Origin of the sequence: Methylobacterium sp. UNC378MF (genome assembly GCF_900103195.1) — a bacterium.
Lineage (GTDB): Bacteria > Pseudomonadota > Alphaproteobacteria > Rhizobiales > Beijerinckiaceae > Methylobacterium.
The window spans coordinates 76,733-93,798 of the sequence record NZ_FMWU01000006.1; the positions used below are offsets into that span (position 1 = coordinate 76,733).

At 68.9% G+C, this 17,066-nt stretch carries 14 protein-coding genes; 9 read left to right on the plus strand and 5 right to left on the minus strand.

Annotated features, from left to right (window positions below; all coding sequences use genetic code 11):
- Positions 1-123: 123 nt before the first annotated feature.
- Positions 124-681 carry a molybdenum cofactor biosynthesis protein B gene (gene moaB / locus BLT59_RS07985; RefSeq protein ID WP_091778272.1) on the plus strand — a complete coding sequence of 186 codons (558 nt, stop codon included), beginning with the start codon at positions 124-126 and terminating at the stop codon, positions 679-681.
- A gap of 84 nt (positions 682-765) precedes the next feature.
- On the opposite strand, the gene BLT59_RS07990 is transcribed toward moaB, so the two are convergent.
- Together BLT59_RS07990 and BLT59_RS07995 are read right to left on the minus strand one after the other, a co-directional pair.
- The gene (locus tag BLT59_RS07990; protein WP_091778274.1) at positions 766-2,214 is read right to left on the minus strand and encodes an amino acid permease; all 1,449 of its coding nucleotides are present in this window, start codon (positions 2,212-2,214) and stop codon (positions 766-768) included.
- Positions 2,215-2,348: 134 nt separating this feature from the next.
- Positions 2,349-2,879 (minus strand): hypothetical protein, encoded by a 531-nt coding sequence (locus tag BLT59_RS07995; protein ID WP_091778276.1) that lies wholly within the window; start codon positions 2,877-2,879, stop codon positions 2,349-2,351.
- A gap of 164 nt (positions 2,880-3,043) precedes the next feature.
- On the opposite strand from BLT59_RS07995, the gene BLT59_RS08000 reads away from it, so the two are divergent.
- On the plus strand, positions 3,044-4,150 hold the full coding sequence (locus tag BLT59_RS08000; RefSeq protein WP_091778278.1) for a PA0069 family radical SAM protein: 1,107 nt from the start codon (positions 3,044-3,046) through the stop codon (positions 4,148-4,150).
- 99 nt (positions 4,151-4,249) lie between these two features.
- Here BLT59_RS08000 and BLT59_RS08005 read toward each other — a convergent pair whose 3' ends face one another.
- From BLT59_RS08005 to BLT59_RS08015, 3 genes are read right to left on the minus strand one after another with little or no spacing between them, the layout of a single operon-like run.
- On the minus strand, positions 4,250-4,966 hold the full coding sequence (locus BLT59_RS08005) for a ribonuclease HII (protein ID WP_244513900.1): 717 nt from the start codon (positions 4,964-4,966) through the stop codon (positions 4,250-4,252).
- A gap of 38 nt (positions 4,967-5,004) precedes the next feature.
- The gene (locus BLT59_RS08010) at positions 5,005-6,051 is read right to left on the minus strand and encodes a glycosyltransferase family 4 protein (RefSeq protein ID WP_091778280.1); all 1,047 of its coding nucleotides are present in this window, start codon (positions 6,049-6,051) and stop codon (positions 5,005-5,007) included.
- Positions 6,052-6,062: 11 nt separating this feature from the next.
- Positions 6,063-6,878, minus strand: a complete 816-nt coding sequence (locus BLT59_RS08015) for a UDP-2,3-diacylglucosamine diphosphatase (protein ID WP_091778282.1) — start codon at positions 6,876-6,878, stop codon at positions 6,063-6,065.
- Positions 6,879-7,395: 517 nt separating this feature from the next.
- On the opposite strand from BLT59_RS08015, the gene BLT59_RS08020 reads away from it, so the two are divergent.
- The 7 genes from BLT59_RS08020 (at position 7,396) to BLT59_RS08055 (ending at position 16,986) form a co-directional block, all read left to right on the plus strand.
- Positions 7,396-8,604, plus strand: coding sequence for an aminotransferase class V-fold PLP-dependent enzyme (locus tag BLT59_RS08020; protein WP_091778284.1), 1,209 nt, complete (start codon positions 7,396-7,398; stop codon positions 8,602-8,604).
- A 103-nt stretch (positions 8,605-8,707) separates the two neighbouring features.
- Positions 8,708-9,652, plus strand: coding sequence for a D-2-hydroxyacid dehydrogenase (locus tag BLT59_RS08025; protein WP_091778286.1), 945 nt, complete (start codon positions 8,708-8,710; stop codon positions 9,650-9,652).
- 209 nt (positions 9,653-9,861) lie between these two features.
- Entirely contained in the window at positions 9,862-10,725 is an 864-nt protein-coding gene (locus tag BLT59_RS08030) for an NADP-dependent methylenetetrahydromethanopterin/methylenetetrahydrofolate dehydrogenase (protein ID WP_091778288.1), read from the plus strand.
- Between the two features lie 10 nt (positions 10,726-10,735).
- Positions 10,736-11,377 (plus strand): methenyltetrahydrofolate cyclohydrolase, encoded by a 642-nt coding sequence (fchA, locus tag BLT59_RS08035; RefSeq protein WP_091778290.1) that lies wholly within the window; start codon positions 10,736-10,738, stop codon positions 11,375-11,377.
- Positions 11,378-11,810: 433 nt separating this feature from the next.
- Positions 11,811-12,989, plus strand: coding sequence for a malate--CoA ligase subunit beta (locus tag BLT59_RS08040; protein WP_091778292.1), 1,179 nt, complete (start codon positions 11,811-11,813; stop codon positions 12,987-12,989).
- Between the two features lie 18 nt (positions 12,990-13,007).
- A complete protein-coding gene (gene sucD, locus BLT59_RS08045; RefSeq protein ID WP_091778294.1) occupies positions 13,008-13,898 on the plus strand; it encodes a succinate--CoA ligase subunit alpha in 891 nt (296 codons plus the stop codon).
- 337 nt (positions 13,899-14,235) lie between these two features.
- Positions 14,236-16,986: a phosphoenolpyruvate carboxylase gene (locus tag BLT59_RS08055; RefSeq protein WP_091778298.1), complete on the plus strand. Its 2,751-nt coding sequence runs from the start codon at positions 14,236-14,238 to the stop codon at positions 16,984-16,986.
- The last annotated feature ends 80 nt before the right edge of the window (positions 16,987-17,066 follow it).

The following is a 17,066-nucleotide window of genomic DNA, read 5'->3' on the forward strand; positions in this document are numbered from 1 at the left end:
CGGGACCCGGAGAGCACAGCCGAGTTTTCGGCGGCCCGCAAGGGGAACGTGGACGCGGCTGCCGGGGGCGACAAGCGGTTCCGGCCGGCCCATATCGGTCTCCCGCCCCGGAGAGCCCGTACGATGGCCGATCAGACCGACGCCCGCCGCTTCATCCCCCTGAACATCGCGGTCCTGACCGTTTCCGACACGCGCCGTCCGGAGGACGACCGCTCAGGGGATACCCTGAGCCAGCGTCTCACCGAGGCGGGGCACCGCCTGGCGGCCCGGTCGATCGTGCCGGACGAGGTCCCGGCGATCCGCGAGCGGGTGGAGGCGTGGCTGCGCGATCCCGGCATCGACGTGGTGATCACCACCGGCGGCACCGGCTTCACCGGCCGCGACGTCACCCCGGAAGCGCTGGAGCCGCTGTTCGAGAAACGGATGGACGGCTTCTCGGCCGTGTTTCACCGGATCTCGTACGACAAGATCGGCACCTCGACCCTGCAATCGCGTGCCACCGCAGGGGTCGCGCAGGCGACCTACGTGTTCGTGCTTCCGGGCTCCCCCGGCGCCTGCCGGGATGCTTGGGATGGGATCCTCGCCCAGCAGCTCGATTACCGGCACCGGCCCTGCAACTTCGTGGAGATCATGCCCCGGCTCGACGAGCACCTGCGGCGCGGTGCGAGCATCGCGGTATGAAAATGCGCCCGCATTCCAGGCTCGCGTGCGGCGGCCCGCGATAGCGGATCGCCGTGGGGACGATACGCAGCCGGTCGCTCGGCGCTACGCCGCATTCCCCTCTTTCCGGCGCAGGACCGAGTGCTTGCGGCTGTAGAAGAAGTACACGACGAGGCCGATCGCCATCCAGATCACGAGCCGCAGCCACGTGTCGAGGGGCAGGCCGATCATCAGGAGCAGGCAGAACAGGATGCCGAGGATCGGCACGATCGGCACGGCCGGCGCCCGGAACGGCCGTTTCATGTGACGCTCGGTCCGCCGCAGGTAGAGCACCGAACCGCAGACAAGGATGAAGGCGGCGAGGGTGCCGATGCTCACCATCTCGCCGAGGATGTGGATCGGCACCAGGGCCGCCACCAAGGCGACCGCGGCCCCGATGAGCGCCTGGCTGCGATACGGCGTCTGGTAGGTCGGGTGGACGTGGGAGAACATCTTCGGCAGCAGGCCGTCCTGGGCCATGGTGAAGAAGATCCGGCTCTGGCCATAGAGCAGGACCAGGATCACCGTCGTCAGCCCTGTCAGCGCTCCCAGCTTGATCAGGAGGGCGAACCAGCCGATGCCGATCACGTCGACGCCCTTGGCGATCGGGTCCGGGACGTTCAGGTCCTTGTAGGGCACGATCCCGGTCAGCACGGCGGCGACGAGCACGTACAGGATCGTGCAGACCGCCAGTGAGCCCAGGATGCCGATGGGCATGTCCTTCTGGGGCTTGCGCGCTTCCTGGGCGGCGGTCGAGACCGCGTCGAACCCGATGAAGGCGAAGAACACCACGCCCGCGCCGCGCAGGATCCCGCTGTAGCCGTAATGCCCGAATGTGCCGTCGTTGGGCGGGATGAGCGGGCTCCAATGCACGGTGTCGACATGGCCCCAGCCCAGGACGATGAAGGCGACCACCACGGTGAGCTTCACCGCGACCATGATGTTGTTGAAGCGCGCCGATTCCTTGGTGCCGCGCATTAGCAGGATCGTGATCAGCGCCACGATCAGCACCGCCGGCAGGTTGAACAGCGCGGTTCCGCCGCCGTCGATCGGCGTGCCAGGCGCGTTCGCGAATTGGGCGGGGATCACGATCCCGACATCCTTCAGGATGCTGGTGACGTAGCCCGACCAGCCCACCGCCACGGTGGCGGCGCCCATGGCGTATTCGAGGATCAGGTCCCAGCCGATCAGCCACGCGAAGAACTCGCCCAGCGTTGCGTAGGTGTAGGTGTAGCTCGATCCAGCGACTGGGATCAGCGCGGCCATCTCGGAATAGCACAGGCCGACGAAAGCGCAGGCGATGCCGCCCAGCACGAAGGACAGCATGATCCCCGGCCCGGCATACTGGGCGGCGGCGGTGCCGGTGAGAACGAAGATGCCGGCGCCGATGATGGCGCCAATGCCCATGGCAGTGATCGAGAGGGCGCCCAGCGACTTCGAAAGCTGCTGTTCGCCCTCACCGCTCTCGACGATGTCGTCGAGCGATTTGCGGCCCATCAGGCCCGACGAGTCCATGGCACCATCCTTCAAGGCCGGGGTGGGCCGGCCCGTGTCCACGCCTGCAGAGATCGCAAAATTCCTGCCGCGCTTGAGGAGTTGTAGAGGCGGATTGGCCGACAACAACGCGCGACGGTGCAAGATTCTTCCAGTCAGGCGCGTTCAATGCGCGCAATCAACGGTCTGACCTTGAGGCGCGTCGTCAATACACCCCCGGCGCGCAGGGCTTCGCGCCGTACGACATCTCCGGCCCGGGCCTGTCGGGCGCCGACGACGCGTTCCACGCGCCTGACGAGGCGACTGAGCCAGCTCCCGGCCGGACGGTGTAGGCGGCCGAGTATCGTCTCAGGCCGAGCAGTTCCGACGAAGCGGTCCAGGGTGCGGATCCAGCCCTCGGCCGGAACGTCCCCGGCTTCCAGGCAGAGAACCCAATCCCGCCGGGCCGCGGCGGCGCCGACGGCGTAGGGATTCCCACTCCGGTGCAGCACCAGCGTGGCGCCCGTGGCTTCCGCGACGGCCGCCACGGCCTCGCTCGCGCAGCCCGAGACGATCACCGCATCGCCGACGAGGCCGCCGGCCACGCCGGAGACGAGCACGCTCAGCGTGTCGGCCAAGCGATCGATCGCGTCCGGATCGGCCGGGTCGGCCAGATAGGTCACGGCGGAGAGCATGAGCGCGCGCATAGACGATTCTGCGGCGCCGTAAACAGCCCTTCCGCCTCTGGGCGGATGCGCCGCTACTCGGAAAGCCAGCAAAGCTGAGTTTGCCTCGAAAAGAGGCATTCGACCTCGGAATGTTCGCTATATGTTCGGCAGCAGGCATGAATGGGGGAATCGTCGTGGGACATATGCGTGACGGGTTTCCATCCCGAACCTTGCCGCGACTCGGCGCGAGCGCGCCGCCTCAGGACTCGCGGCGCGGCCGCGGGGCTACGGCCAATCCCACAAGCCGGTACGAGCCGGCCCAACGCGAGGCGTTCCACGACGAGACTTGGATGGCGGACGCTCCGGCGCCGCTGCGCACGCAGGTCACCCCGGAGCGGTCCGCCCGGATCATCGCCCGCAACAGCTCGCCCGACATTCCATTCGACCGATCGATCAATCCCTATCGGGGCTGCGAGCACGGCTGCATCTACTGCTACGCGCGCCCCACCCATGCCTGGCTCGGCCTATCGCCGGGGCTCGACTTCGAGTCGCGGATCTTCACCAAGCCGGACGCCGCGAGGCTGCTCGCCCGCGAGATCGCCGCGCCGGGCTACCGACCCGAGACGATCGCCCTCGGCACAGCTACGGATCCCTATCAGCCGGCCGAGCGCGAGCACCGGCTCACCCGCGCGGTGCTGGAGGTGCTGCGGGAAGCCCGCCATCCCGTCAGCATCACCACCAAGTCCGACCTCGTGCTGCGCGACCTCGATATCCTGAGCGAGATGGCGGCGGAGAACCTGGTGCTGGCCGCGGTCTCGTTGCCGACGCTGGATCCGGACCTCGCGCGCCGCCTCGATCCGCGGGCGCCTCGGCCGGACAAGCGACTCGCGGCGATGCGGGCGCTGAATGCGGCGGGAGTGCCCGTCATGGTCAACGTCTCGCCGATCATTCCCGGCCTGACCGACCACGAGATCGAGTCGATTCTCGGCCGCGCACGCGAGAACGGCGCGAGCCGTATCGGACACGCGCTTCTCCGGCTTCCCGGTGAGGTCGCCGACCTCATGGCGGACTGGTTCGCCGAGCATTACCCCGAACGGCGCACGCGGACCTTTGCACTCCTGCGCGAGGCTCGGGGTGGCCGCGAGAACGACCCGCGCTTCGGCCACCGTTTCCGTGGAGAGGGGGCCTACGCGGCGATGATCGGCCAGCGGGTCCGACTTGCCGGCACACGGCTCGGTTTCGCCTTCGGGAGGATCGCGTTGAATTGCGACGCTTTCCGCAAGCCAGGGACGCAACTGGCACTATTCTGACGCGATCCGGCCGGCTCGTCCGCAAGGCTTGACGGAGCCGGCAAAGCCGATCGGCCCGGCAGCCGATCACCGGCTCTTGGCCGCGACAGCGCTGGTGCGTCAGTCGGAGTCGCTGACCGCCGACGTCGAGCGCTGCCTGACCGGCGTCCGGGCCGCGTGACCCATCGGGCCCGGCTCGTCGAAGGCGCGGGTGAAGCTGAGCCGGTGATGAGGGCTGCGGCCGAGCTGCGTCAGGCCGGCGCGGTGGACGGCCGTGCCGTAGCCGACATTGCGCTCCCAGCCGTAGCCGGGATGGCGTCCGGCCAGGCGCCGCATCATCCGGTCGCGGAACACCTTGGCGACGATCGAGGCGGCGGCGATCTGCGGAACCATGCGGTCACCGCCCACCACGGCGCGGCCTGGGAGGCCGGGCAGGGCGTCGCGCCCGTCGACCAGCACGGGTGCGTCGAGACCGAGCCGGGCGACTGCCCGCGTCATCGCGTCGAGGGTCGCACCACGGATGTTGATCCGGTCAATCAGGGCGCGGGAGCCTGCCGCCACCGCGACCTGGGCATGGGCGCGGATCAGGGGCGCCAGCCGGTTCCGGACCGGCTCTGGAAGGCGCTTGCTGTCGTCGAGGGCGGCGAGCAGATCGGCCGGGATCGCCGTCGGATCGAACCAGACCGCGGCCACCACCACCGGACCGCAGAGCGCGCCGCGCCCGACCTCGTCGCAGCCGATCACCGTCGGATACGCGGCAGCCCGGGCCGGATCGAACGGCGAACGGGCGGCCATCGGCCTGGGGGCGGGCGTCGGGGGCAACTTCGCGGGCGGCATGGATCCGTCCTGCCATTCCGCGCGGACGCCGTCACGCGTCAGGCGGCGTCACGCGTACCCCGCGCGCCGCCATGCGCCTCAATGATGTTGCCGAAGAACTGCCGGGCACTCACGTCCCAGCCGCACCGCAGGGCCTCGACCCGGCACTCGGCGCGCGACAGCCGCAGCGCCGCCAGGGCGGCAACCCGCAGATCCGGATCGAGCACGCCGACCCGCGTGCCGCCGACGACGTCGTTCGGGCCCGGCACCGGGAAGGCCGCCACCGGAAGGCCGCTGGCCAGGGCCTCCAGGAGCACGATGCCGAACGTGTCGGTAAGGCTCGGGAAGACGAAGACGTCGCAGGCGGCGTAGATTGCCGCAAGGCCCCCGCCGGTGCGGGTGCCGAGGAAGCGGGCCTCCGGCGCAAGCGCCTGCAGGCGCGCGCGGTCCGGCCCGTCGCCGACCACCACCTTCGTGCCGGGCAGATCGAGGCTCAGGAAGGCCGCGACGTTCTTTTCCACCGCCAGCCGCCCGACATAGAGGAACAGCGGCCCGGGCAGGCCGGCGAGTTCCGCCGGTACTCGCGTCCCCGGCTCGGCTGGCCGGAACCGCTCCGTGTCAACGCCCCGGGTCCAGCGCATTAGCCGGCCAAAACCGCGCGCCGCCAACTCGCCCTGAAGCGAGGCGGTGCTGACCATGGTGCCTCGGGCGGCGCCGTGGAACCGGCGCAGATACGCATAGGACCACGCCTCCGGCACGGGCGCCCGGGCCGCGAGATATTCCGGAAAGCGCGTGTGGTAGCTCGTCGTGAAGGGGAGGTCGTGGGCGAGGCAGTGTCGCCGGGCGGCGAGCCCGACCGGTCCCTCGGTGGCGATATGCACGTGGCTCGGCCGCTCCGCCTTCCAACGCGCCGCCACCCGCTCGCGCCCCGCATAAGCGAGGCGGATCTCCGGATAGCCCGGAAGCGGCAGCGAGCGGAAATCCGTTACGGAGAGCAAGGCCGTCGCGAAGCCGTGCTCTGGCGCGCGGCGGACCATCTGCTCCAGGGAGCGCACGACGCCGTTGACCTGAGGATGCCACGCGTCGCTGGCGATGAGGAGTTTCACGGGCGGTGACCTCACGCCACCGCGCGCCGGCCCGGCAGGGGCTGCGGCACGGCCTCGGCCTCCCGTGCCCGAAGGAGGCTCGGATAGTGCAGAACCTCGATGCGGCCGTCGTAATGCTCGACGAGGCCGGTGCAGGATTCCACCCAGTCGCCGGTGTTGAGGTAGCGCAGGTCGCCGATCGGCCGGTCGGCCGCGTGGTGGATGTGGCCGCAGATCACGCCGTCGGCGCCCTGCCGGCGCGCCTCCTCGGCCAGGATCGTCTCGAAGCGGCCGATGAAGCTGACGGCGTTCTTCACGCGCAGCTTCGCCCAGGCGGACAGCGACCAGTAGGACAGGCCAAGGCGCCGGCGCGCCTTGTTGATCACGGTGTTGAGGGACAGGGCCAGCGTGTAGGCGCCGTCGCCGAGATGGGCCAGCCAGCGCGAGTGGCGCACCACCATGTCGAACTGGTCGCCGTGGATCACGAGGTAGCGCCGGCCGTCGGCCGCCTCGTGGATCGCGGTCTCGGCCAGCTCGATCCCGCCGAAACTGGTCCCGACATAGTCGCGCAGGAACTCGTCGTGGTTGCCCGGCAGGTAGACGATGCGGGTTCCCTTGCGGACCTTGCGCAGGAGCTTCTGCACGACGTCGTTGTGCTCCTGCGGCCAGTACCATCCGGAGCGCAGCTGCCAGCCGTCCACGATATCGCCGACGAGGTAGATCGTATCGGCGTCGTAATCCTTCAGAAACGACAGCAGCAGGCCGGCCTGGCAGCCGCGCGTGCCGAGATGCAGGTCGGACAGGAACAACGTCCGAACCCGGACCGGCATCTCCTCAACCTCGGCCACGGCACTCTCTCCCGGCGGCTGTACGGTGCCGGGATCCAGAGCGCGATCGCATCTCAGTTTGATGACGCGGGTCCTGGGCGGCGGAGCCGGCGCTGGTGCGGTGCCGCGACGCCCCTCAACTCGAGATCATCTTCGTTGCGCTGCACAAAAAATTTTTTTGCCAAGTTCCGGAAGTTTTTCCGGTTTTCCTTTCCAGCCCCACCGCCTCATAATACCAGGAACCGGCGGCTCGGCACGAGCTCGGCCGGACCTTGACAGGAAGGCGGCGAGGACGGCCCTGAGGCCGTTGGACGGGACGGCATTTCGGAGGCGACCGGCGCGCGGGGGCGTGCCGCGACGCGAGCGGCGTGAGGCCGCCTGCCGCTCCGCGGAGGCCCCCCGATCACGGCAGAGGATGGCGTTCGAGGGGGTGCGGCGCGAGCCGCTTTCGACGGCGCCCGACCGACTCCCTGACGACGCTTGAACAACCCGGCGCGGGTTCACGCTCGCGCGCAATGGACTTTTCGGAGGAAACATCATGGCCGCAACCCGGCGCCCCGGTCGCAACCACCTCTTCATCCCGGGTCCCACCAACATCCCGGAGCGCGTCCTGCGCGCCATGCACGTCCCGTCGGAGGATCACCGCTCGCCGAGCTTCCCCGAGCTGGTGAAGCCGCTGCTGCAGGATTCCAAGATGGTGTTCGGCTCGACCGCCGGAACGGTCATCCTGTTCCCGTCCTCGGGCACAGGCATCTGGGAATCGGCGCTGTCCAACACCCTCTGCCGCGGCGACACGGTGCTGACCTCGCGCTACGGCCAGTTCAGCCACCTCTGGGTCGACATGGCCCAGCGCCTCGGCCTCGACGTGGTCGTCCAGGAGGAGGAGTGGGGCACCGGCGCCGATCCGCAGAAGATCGAGGAGGCCCTGCGCGCCGACAAGGACCATAAGATCAAGGCCGTAATGGTCGTCCACAACGAGACCGCCACCGGCGTCACCAGCGACATCGGCGCGGTGCGCAAGGCCATCGACGCCGCCGGCCACCCGGCGCTGCTGTTCGTGGACGGGATCTCGTCGATCGGCTCGCTGCCGTTTTATATGGACGACTGGAAGGTCGATTGCGCCATCGCGGGCTCGCAGAAGGGCTTCATGCTGCCGGCCGGCCTCGGCCTGATCTGCATCAGCCCGAAGGCGCTCAAGATCGCCGAGAGCGGCACCGGCCGCAACGACCGGCTCGGCCACGCCTACTTCGCCTGGAAGGACCAGCTGGCCGCCAATGCGACCGGCTACTTCCCCTACACCCCCGTCCTGCCGCTGCTCTACGGCCTGCGCGAGGCCCTGGCGATCGTGAAGGAGGAGGGGCTGGAGAACGTCTACCACCGCCATCACGTGCTCGGCGAGGCGACCCGTCAGGCCGTGGCGGCCTGGGGCCTCAAGCCCTGCGCCAAGGAGCCGAAGTGGAACTCCGACACGGTCACGGCGATCGTGGTGCCGGAGGGCGCCGACGCCGCCAAGGTGATCACCCACGCCTACGAGCGCTACAACCTCTCGCTGGGCGCCGGCCTGTCGAAAGTCGCCGGTAAGGTGTTCCGCATCGGTCACCTTGGCGACCTGAACGAGCTCTCGCTGCTGGGCGCCATCGCGGGCGCCGAGATGGCCATGCTCGATTGCGGCATCAAGGTCACGCCGGGCTCGGGCGTCGCCGCCGCCTCCAGCTACCTGCGCGAGAATCCGCTGCATAAGGCGTGATCGGCGCACGCGATCGGGGCGGGACCGGGTTGCCGGGCCCGCCCCGACGCGCAAGTAAGACCAAGACTATCGAGGAAACTGCCCGTCGTCCGAGAGGGGTCCTATGACCAAGAAGATCGTGTTCCTGGATCGTGAATCCCTCGATGCCAGGGTCCGACCGTTCAACTTCCCGCACGAATACGTCGAGCACGAATCGACCTGGACGCCGGAAGAGATCGTCTCCCGCCTCCAGGGGGCGGAGATCGCCCTGATCAACAAGGTCCCGATGCGGGCCGAGACGCTGAAGCAGCTCCCCGACCTGAAGCTGATCGCGGTCGCCGCCACCGGCACCGACGTGGTCGACAAGGCCCAGGCGAAGGCGCAAGGGGTCACCGTCGTCAACATCCGGAACTACGCGTTCAACACCGTGCCGGAGCACGTGGTCGGGCTGATGTTCGCCCTGCGCCGGGCGATCGTGCCCTACGCCAACTCGGTGCGGCGCGGCGACTGGGCGAAGTCCAAGCAGTTCTGCTACTTCGACTACCCGATCTACGACATCGCCGGCTCGACGCTGGGCATCGTCGGTTACGGGGCGCTGGGCAAGTCGATCGCCAAGCGCGCCGAGGCGCTGGGCATGAAGGTCATCGCCTACGACGTGTTCCCGCAGGACGGGCTCGTCGATTTCGAGACGATTCTCACCCAGTCCGACGTGATCACGCTGCACGTGCCGCTGACCCCCGACACCAAGGGGATGATCGGCGCCGCCGAGCTCAAGAAGATGAAGAAGAGCGCGATCCTCATCAACACGGCCCGGGGCGGGCTCGTGGACGAGGCGGCCCTTCTCGAGGCGCTCAAGGACGGCACCATCGCGGGCGCCGGCTTCGACGTGGTGGCGCAGGAGCCGCCCAAGGACGGCAACATCCTGTGCGAGGCCGACCTGCCGAACCTGATCGTCACGCCGCACGTCGCCTGGGCGAGCAAGGAGGCGATGCAGATTCTGGCCGACCAGCTCGTCGACAACGTCGAGGCCTTCGTGGCGGGCAAGCCTCAGAACGTGGTCGAGGCTTAACCGCAAGATCTACGGCGGGCGTTCCCCTCCCCCTTGTGGGGAGAGGCTAGGGGTGGGGGTGGTGCAGGAGGCACCGCTTCGCTCAATTCTGCACCACCCCCACCTCCTGCTCCTCCCCGCAAGGGGGAGGAGAGGGGCTGCGTCTCCGCATCGACACAGTCAACATCAGCGCCGGCGCCTCACGGGCGCGACGGAAAGGTCCCCAAGAAATGACAAAGAAGCTGCTGTTCCTGTTCGACACCGATGCCGTGCCGAACGTGTTCGACACGGTCGTCGGCTACGACGGCGGCGCGGACCACATCACCGGCTACGGCGGCGTGAATCCCGACAATGTCGGCGCGCTGGTCGACGGCACGATCTACACCCGCGGCGGTTCCGAGAAGAAGTCGACGGCGATCTTCGTCGGCGGCGGCAGCATGGCGGCGGGCGAAGAGCTGTTCACCGCGGTCAAGAAGCGCTTCTTCGGCCCGTTCCGCGTCTCGGTGATGCTCGATTCCAATGGCTCCAACACCACGGCCGCCGCGGGCGTCGCCCTGGTTGCCAAGGCCGCGGGCTCGCTCCAGGGCAAGAAGGCCGTCGTGCTGGCCGGCACCGGCCCGGTCGGCATGCGCTCGGCCGCGCTCCTCGCCGGCGAGGGCGCCGAGGTCACGATCGCGGGCCGCGCCCTCGACAAGACCCAGGCCGCCGCGGACCAGATCAACAAGCGCTTCAAGGTCAACGTAAAGGCCGCCGCGACCCCCGACGAGGCCTCCCGCGTCGCCCTGGTGAAAGGTACGAACCTCGTGTTTACGGCCGGCGCCATCGGCGTCGAGCTGCTGCCGGAAGCGGCCTGGGCGCAGGAATCGTCCATCGAGTTCGTCGCCGACTACAACGCCCAGCCCCCGACCGGCATCGGCGGCATCGACGTGATGGACAAGGGCAAGGAGCGCCACGGCAAGCAGGCCTTCGGGGCGCTGGGCATCGGCGGCCTGAAGCTCAAGCTGCACCGCGCCTGCGTCGGCCAGCTCTTCGAGAGCACCGACAAGGTGCTCGACGCCGAGGAGATCTACGCCCTCGCCAAGTCGATGGCCTGAGGAGGCACCGGTGACCGAGACGCATCGCCCCGAGACCGACAGCATCGAAAAGTTCCTGACGGAGCTGGCGAGCGCCGCCCCGACCCCCGGGGGCGGCGGCGCGGCGGCGATCTCCGGCGCCATGGGCGCGGCCCTGGTCTCGATGGTCTGCAACCTCACCATCGGCAAGAAGAAGTACGTCGAGGTCGAGGCCGAGCTGAAGGAGGTCCTGGCCAAGTCCGAGGGCCTGCGGGGCGTGCTGACCGGCATGATCGGCGAGGACGTGCAGGCTTTTGATGCCGTGATGGGCGCCTACGGCCTGCCGAAGACCACCGATGACGAGAAGTCGACGCGCTCGGAGAAGATCCAGGCGGCGCTCAAGACGGCCTGCGACGTGCCGCTCGCCTGCTGCCGGGCCTGCCGCGCGGTGATCGACCTCGCGGCCATCACGGCCGACAAGGGCAACCTCAACGTCGTGTCGGATGCCGGGGTCGCGGTGCTGTCCGCCTATGCCGGCCTGCGCAGCGCGGCGCTGAACGTCTACGTCAACGCCAAGGGACTCGAGGACCGAGGCTTCGCCGACGAGCGGCTGAAGGAGCTGGAGGATCTGCTCGCGGAGGCCGGCGCGCTCACCGAGAAGGTCTACGGGATCGTGAAGGCCAAAGTGAACTGAACCGCGACGCCCTCCGTCCTTCGCAGAGGGAGGGCGCGCGCCCGCAGGGGCAGCGCAGAGCTGAACAGCGTGTCCGGCTGATCACGTCGACGCCGTCGTCTTTGCGAGCGAAGCGAAGCAATCCAGTTGGCGCCACGATCTCAGTGGTCGCGCTGCCCTGGGTCACTTCGCTGCGCTCGTGATGACGGAGCGGGCGTTTCAGACGAAGCGTTCGAACAAAAACGTATCGGATCAACAATTGAGGCCGGGTGCATCATGCCCCGGCCTCGTTGTTTTCCTGTATGGTGCGTCGCAATATCGAATACGATCCGTGCTGCGGCCGCGAAAAAGTCTCGGTCAATCAGCCGCTTAAAAAATTTGACGGGCGTAATCTTTCGACTCAACTAAAGTAGATGGCGTCAACGGCGGCAACGAACCGCGGAGGAGGCGCCGAATGGACGTCCACGAGTATCAGGCCAAGGAGCTTCTTGCGAGCTTCGGCGTGGCCGTCCCGAAAGGGGCCATCGCGTTCAGCCCGGACCAGGCGGTCTACGCGGCCACCGAGCTCGGCGGCTCGTTCTGGGCCGTGAAGGCACAGATCCACGCCGGCGCCCGCGGCAAGGCCGGCGGCATCAAGCTATGCCGGACCTACAACGAGGTCCGCGACGCGGCCAAGGACCTCCTCGGTAAGCGCCTCGTCACGCACCAGACCGGCCCCGAGGGCAAGCCGGTGCAGCGGGTCTACGTCGAGACCGCCGACCCGTTCGAGCGCGAGCTCTACCTCGGCTACGTGCTGGACCGGAAGGCTGAGCGCGTCCGGGTCATCGCCAGCCAGCGCGGCGGCATGGACATCGAGGAGATCGCCGCCAAGGAGCCCGACTCGCTCATCCAGGTGGTGGTCGAGCCGGCGGTGGGCCTGCAGCAGTTTCAGGCGCGGGAGATCGCCTTTCAGCTCGGGCTGAACATCAAGCAGGTCTCGGCCGCGGTGAAGACGATCATGAACGCCTACCGGGCGTTCCGCGACTGCGACGGCACCATGCTGGAGATCAACCCGCTCGTCGTCACCAAGGACGACCGGGTGCTGGCGCTCGACGCCAAGATGAGCTTCGACGACAACGCCCTGTTCCGCCGGCCGGGCATCGCCGACATGCACGACCCGTCGCAGGGCGACCCCCGCGAGGCCCAGGCCGCCGAGCACAACCTCAGCTACATCGGCCTCGAGGGCGAGATCGGCTGCATCGTCAACGGCGCAGGGCTGGCCATGGCCACCATGGACATGATCAAGCACGCGGGCGGTGAGCCGGCGAACTTTTTGGATGTCGGCGGCGGTGCTTCCCCTGAGCGGGTGGCCACGGCCTTCAGGCTGGTGCTCTCCGACCGGAACGTGAAGGCGATCCTCGTCAACATTTTCGCCGGCATCAACCGCTGCGACTGGGTCGCCGAGGGCGTCGCCCAAGCCGCCCGCGAGGTGAAGATCGACGTGCCGCTGGTGGTCCGGCTGGCCGGCACGAATGTGGAGGCGGGCAAGAAGATCCTCGCCGAGAGCGGCCTCGACCTGATCACCGCCGACACCCTGGCGGAGGCGGCCAAGAAGGCGGTCGACGCCTGCGCCGCCGCCAAGACGCAGCACTGAGAGGGGGGAGACCGCGCCATGAGCATCCTCATCGACGAGACCACCCCGATCATCGTCCAGGGCATCACGGGCGACAAGGGCACCTTCCACGCCAAGGAGATGCTGGACTACGGCTCGAACGTCGTCGGCGGCGTCACCCCGGGCAAGGGCGGGCGCACCCATCTCGGCCTGCCGGTGTTCAACACCGTCAAGGAGGCCGTGGCGGCGACCGGTGCCACGACCTCGATCACCTTCGTGGCGCCCCCCTTCGCGGCGGACGCCATCATGGAAGCGGCCGATGCCGGGTTGCGCTTGGTCTGCTCGATCACCGACGGCATTCCCGCCCAGGACATGATGCGGGTGAAGCGCTACCTGTACCGCTACCCGAAAGAGAAGCGGACCATGGTGGTCGGCCCGAACTGCGCCGGCATCATCTCGCCCGGCAAGGCGATGCTCGGCATCATGCCCGGCCACATCTACCTCCCGGGCAATGTCGGGGTCATCTCGCGCTCGGGTACGCTCGGCTACGAGGCCGCCTCGCAGCTCAAGGAGCTCGGGTTGGGGATCTCGACCTCGGTGGGCATCGGCGGCGACCCGATCAACGGCTCGTCGTTCCTCGACCACCTCGCCCTGTTCGAGACCGACCCGGACACCGACGCGGTGCTGATGATCGGCGAGATCGGCGGCCCGCAGGAGGCCGAGGCCTCGGCCTGGATCCGCGAGAACATGTCGAAGCCGGTGATCGGCTTCGTGGCCGGGCTCACGGCGCCGAAGGGCCGGCGGATGGGCCATGCCGGCGCGATCATCTCGGCGGCCGGCGACAGCGCCGCCGAGAAGGCCGAGATCATGCGCTCCTACGGGCTGACGGTGGCGCCGGATCCGGGCTCGTTCGGGCAGACGGTCGCCGACGTGCTGGCCCGGGTGGCGTAGCGCCTCGGCATCCGAGAGCGTGACGCCCCACCCTCGCGGAGGCTCGCACGCACACCGTCGGGTCAGCCGCAAGGTCTTAGTAGAATGCGGCGTGGGTCCCTTCTCTCGAGCGGGAGAGAGGCAGGGTGAGGGCGAGAATGATCCGGAGGAGGCGCGCCCTACTGGCGCTTCCATGCGGCGCTCCGTCCTGAAGCGCTTCGTCCTTCACCCTAACCCTCTCGCGCTCGGGAGAGGGGCCCGCCGCGCCCGGCACGGGCTGATGCGTATCGCTCCCCACCAAGGGGAAGGGCGCTTTGCGCCGATCCTTGAAAAGTAACATGCGCCACGAGGTGGCCCCATGACCCGCACCCTTCACGCAACCCCAGGTCTCGTCGATGCCACGGCCTTCGCGCCGCCGGTAATCGTCGGCACGTCGTCGGAGCAGGCGCTGGACATCCTGTTCCAGGCGCTGCTCGACGTCGCCCGCCGGCACGACCCCGACCTCGAGGCGGTCCTGCACGGCACGGCCGACATCTCGCGCTTCTCGCCGCAGATGCTGGCGCGCGCGTTGCAGGTTCAGGGCATCTGGTTCCAACTGATCTCTATCGCCGAGCAGAACGCCGCGATGCGCCGCCGCCGGCACGTGGAGCGCACGGAGGGACGCGCTGCGCTCGGCGGCTCCTTCGCCAAGGTCTTCTCGGATGCCCGCCGGCAGGGCGTGCCCCCGGAGAAGATCCAGGCGCTGCTCAGCGACTTGCGCATCCGCCCGACGCTGACCGCCCACCCGACCGAGGGTAAGCGGGTGACGGTGCTGGAGAAGTTCCGGCGCATCTACCTCGTGCTGCGCGAACTGGAGATGCCGCGCTGGACCGACCGTGAGCGCAACGGGCTCATGAACGAGCTGCGCGACCAGATCGAGCTGGTCTGGATGACGGGCGAGCTGCACCTGGAGAAGGCCACGGTCGAACGGGAGGTGGCCTGGGGGCTGCACTTCTTCGACGAGACCCTGTTCGAGATGCTGCCCGAGACTCTGGAGACTCTGCACGAGGCGCTGGCCGAGACCTATCCGGGCACGGAATTCAGGGTCCCGCCGTTCTTCCAGTTCGGCTCGTGGATCGGCGGCGATCGGGACGGCAACCCCTACGTCACGGCGGCGGTCACCCGGCAGACCCTGCACCGCAACGCGCTCGCCTCGCTCACCCGCTACCGCGACGGCGTCCGCGAGCTGGGCCGGACCCTCTCGCTCACCGAGCGCTCCCTGCCGCTGCCCGAGGCCTTCCGCGCGGAACTCGACCGGCAGCTCGCCGAGAGCGGCCAAGCGCGCGCGATCACCCGGCGCAACCCGGGCGAGCCCTATCGGCAGTATCTCTCCTGCGTCTCGCGCAAGATCGAGGCGACGATCGCGCGCAACGAGGGCGAGCACCCGTCGGGTCCCGACTACGCGAGCGCTGACGGGCTGATCGAGGATCTGCGCACCCTGGAGCGCGGCCTCACCGAGGCCAAGTGCGGGGCGCTGGCGCGGGACCTCGTCCGCCCGGTCCGGCGCATGGTGGAGATCTTCCGCTTCTCGACGGTCCGGCTCGACCTGCGCGAGAACACCACCCGGACCACCGACACGCTCCACGCCCTCTGGCGCCAGCGCAACGGCGAGGGCGAGCCGCCGGCCCTCGGCTCGGCCGCGTGGCGCCAGTGGCTCGACACGGAGCTCGCCCGGCCGCGCGATCCCGAGCGCTCCTTCGAGGACCTGCCCGACGCGGCGCGCGAGACGCTCGCCACCTTCGCCCTCGTCGCGGAGATGCGCGAGGCCCTCGACCGCGAGGCATTCGGCGCCTTCGTGCTGTCGATGACCCGCTCGGTGGAGGACGTGCTCGGCGCGTACCTGCTGGCCAAGGAGGCGGGGGTGTTCCTCGACGCCGCCGGCACGGAGATCTGCCCGCTGCCGATCGTGCCCCTGTTCGAGACCATCGACGACCTGCGCGCCGCGCCGGCGATCATGCGGGCGCTGCTGAACGTGCCGGTGGTCCGCCGCTCAACCCGCTGGCAGGGCGGCGTGCAGGAGGTGATGATCGGCTATTCCGACTCCAATAAGGACGGGGGTTTCATTGCCGCCAACTGGGAGCTCTACAAGGCGCAGAGCAAGCTGACCCGCCTCGGCCAGGAACTCGGCGTCGGCATCGCGTTCTTCCACGGGCGCGGCGGCTCGGTGAGCCGCGGCGGCGTGCCGACTCATCGGGGCATCATGGCCCAGCCGCCGGGTTCGATCCGCGGCCGTTTCCGCATCACCGAGCAGGGCGAGGTCGTCTCGTTCAAATATGCCAACCGCGGCACCGCCGCCTACCAGATGGAGCTGCTGGCGGCCTCGGTGTTCGAGCATGCGCTGGCTGGCGATGGCGAGCGGGCCGGTCCAGGCCACGACGACGCTCTGGAAGCCTTGGCCGGAGCTTCACGGGCGGCCTACGTCCAGCTGCTCCAGACCGACGGCCTCGTCGATTACTTCCAGGCCGCGAGTCCGCTCGACGAGATCGCGCTCCTGAACATCGGCTCGCGCCCGGCCCGCCGCTTCGGCGCCCGCTCCCTGTCGGACCTGCGGGCGATTCCGTGGGTGTTCGCCTGGTCGCAGAACCGGCACGTGATCACCGGCTGGTACGGGGTGGGCTCTGGGCTCGCGAGCTTTGTCGACGTGCGCGGACGGGACGGCGAGGCGACCCTCAAGCGCCTTTTCCAGGAATCCCGGGTGCTGCGCCTCGTCCTCGACGAGGTCGAGAAGACGCTGATGATGGTCGATCTCGACATCGCCCGCGCCTATGCGGGCCTCGTCCCGGACGCGGCAACCCGGGACAGGATCTTCTCGATGATCGAGGCCGAGTACGCGCTCACCCGCGAGATGGTGCTGCGGGTGAGCGGCGGCACCGAGCTCGCCGAGCGCTTCCCTCTGTTCCGGGATCGCCTCAAGGGTCGGCTCCCGACCATCAACCAAGTGAGCCGCGAGCAGGTCGAGCTGCTCGCCCGCTACCGCGCGGAGACCGACGAGGACCGGCGCGAGGCGGTGAAGTCGGCCCTGCTTCTGTCCATCAACTGCATCGCGGTCGGCTTCGGGGCGACCGGATAGAGGAGGGCCAACGCGCTCCCTCTCCCGCACGGGACAGGGGACCCGCGCTTCGACCCGGCACCGTTGAAACCGGTCCATTC

Bases quoted from the DNA above. Each gene is read 5' to 3' on its own strand.
- BLT59_RS08030 (WP_091778288.1), top strand. From the start codon at position 9,862: ATGACAAAGAAGCTGCTGTTCCTGTTCGACACCGATGCCGTGCCGAAC.
- BLT59_RS08005 (WP_244513900.1), bottom strand. From the start codon at position 4,966: ATGCCGCCCGCGAAGTTGCCCCCGACGCCCGCCCCCAGGCCGATGGCC.
- BLT59_RS07995 (WP_091778276.1), bottom strand. From the start codon at position 2,879: ATGCGCGCGCTCATGCTCTCCGCCGTGACCTATCTGGCCGACCCGGCC.
- BLT59_RS08000 (WP_091778278.1), top strand. From the start codon at position 3,044: ATGCGTGACGGGTTTCCATCCCGAACCTTGCCGCGACTCGGCGCGAGC.
- BLT59_RS08055 (WP_091778298.1), top strand. From the start codon at position 14,236: ATGACCCGCACCCTTCACGCAACCCCAGGTCTCGTCGATGCCACGGCC.
- BLT59_RS08040 (WP_091778292.1), top strand. From the start codon at position 11,811: ATGGACGTCCACGAGTATCAGGCCAAGGAGCTTCTTGCGAGCTTCGGC.
- BLT59_RS08020 (WP_091778284.1), top strand. From the start codon at position 7,396: ATGGCCGCAACCCGGCGCCCCGGTCGCAACCACCTCTTCATCCCGGGT.
- sucD (WP_091778294.1), top strand. From the start codon at position 13,008: ATGAGCATCCTCATCGACGAGACCACCCCGATCATCGTCCAGGGCATC.
- BLT59_RS08025 (WP_091778286.1), top strand. From the start codon at position 8,708: ATGACCAAGAAGATCGTGTTCCTGGATCGTGAATCCCTCGATGCCAGG.
- BLT59_RS07990 (WP_091778274.1), bottom strand. From the start codon at position 2,214: ATGGACTCGTCGGGCCTGATGGGCCGCAAATCGCTCGACGACATCGTC.
- moaB (WP_091778272.1), top strand. From the start codon at position 124: ATGGCCGATCAGACCGACGCCCGCCGCTTCATCCCCCTGAACATCGCG.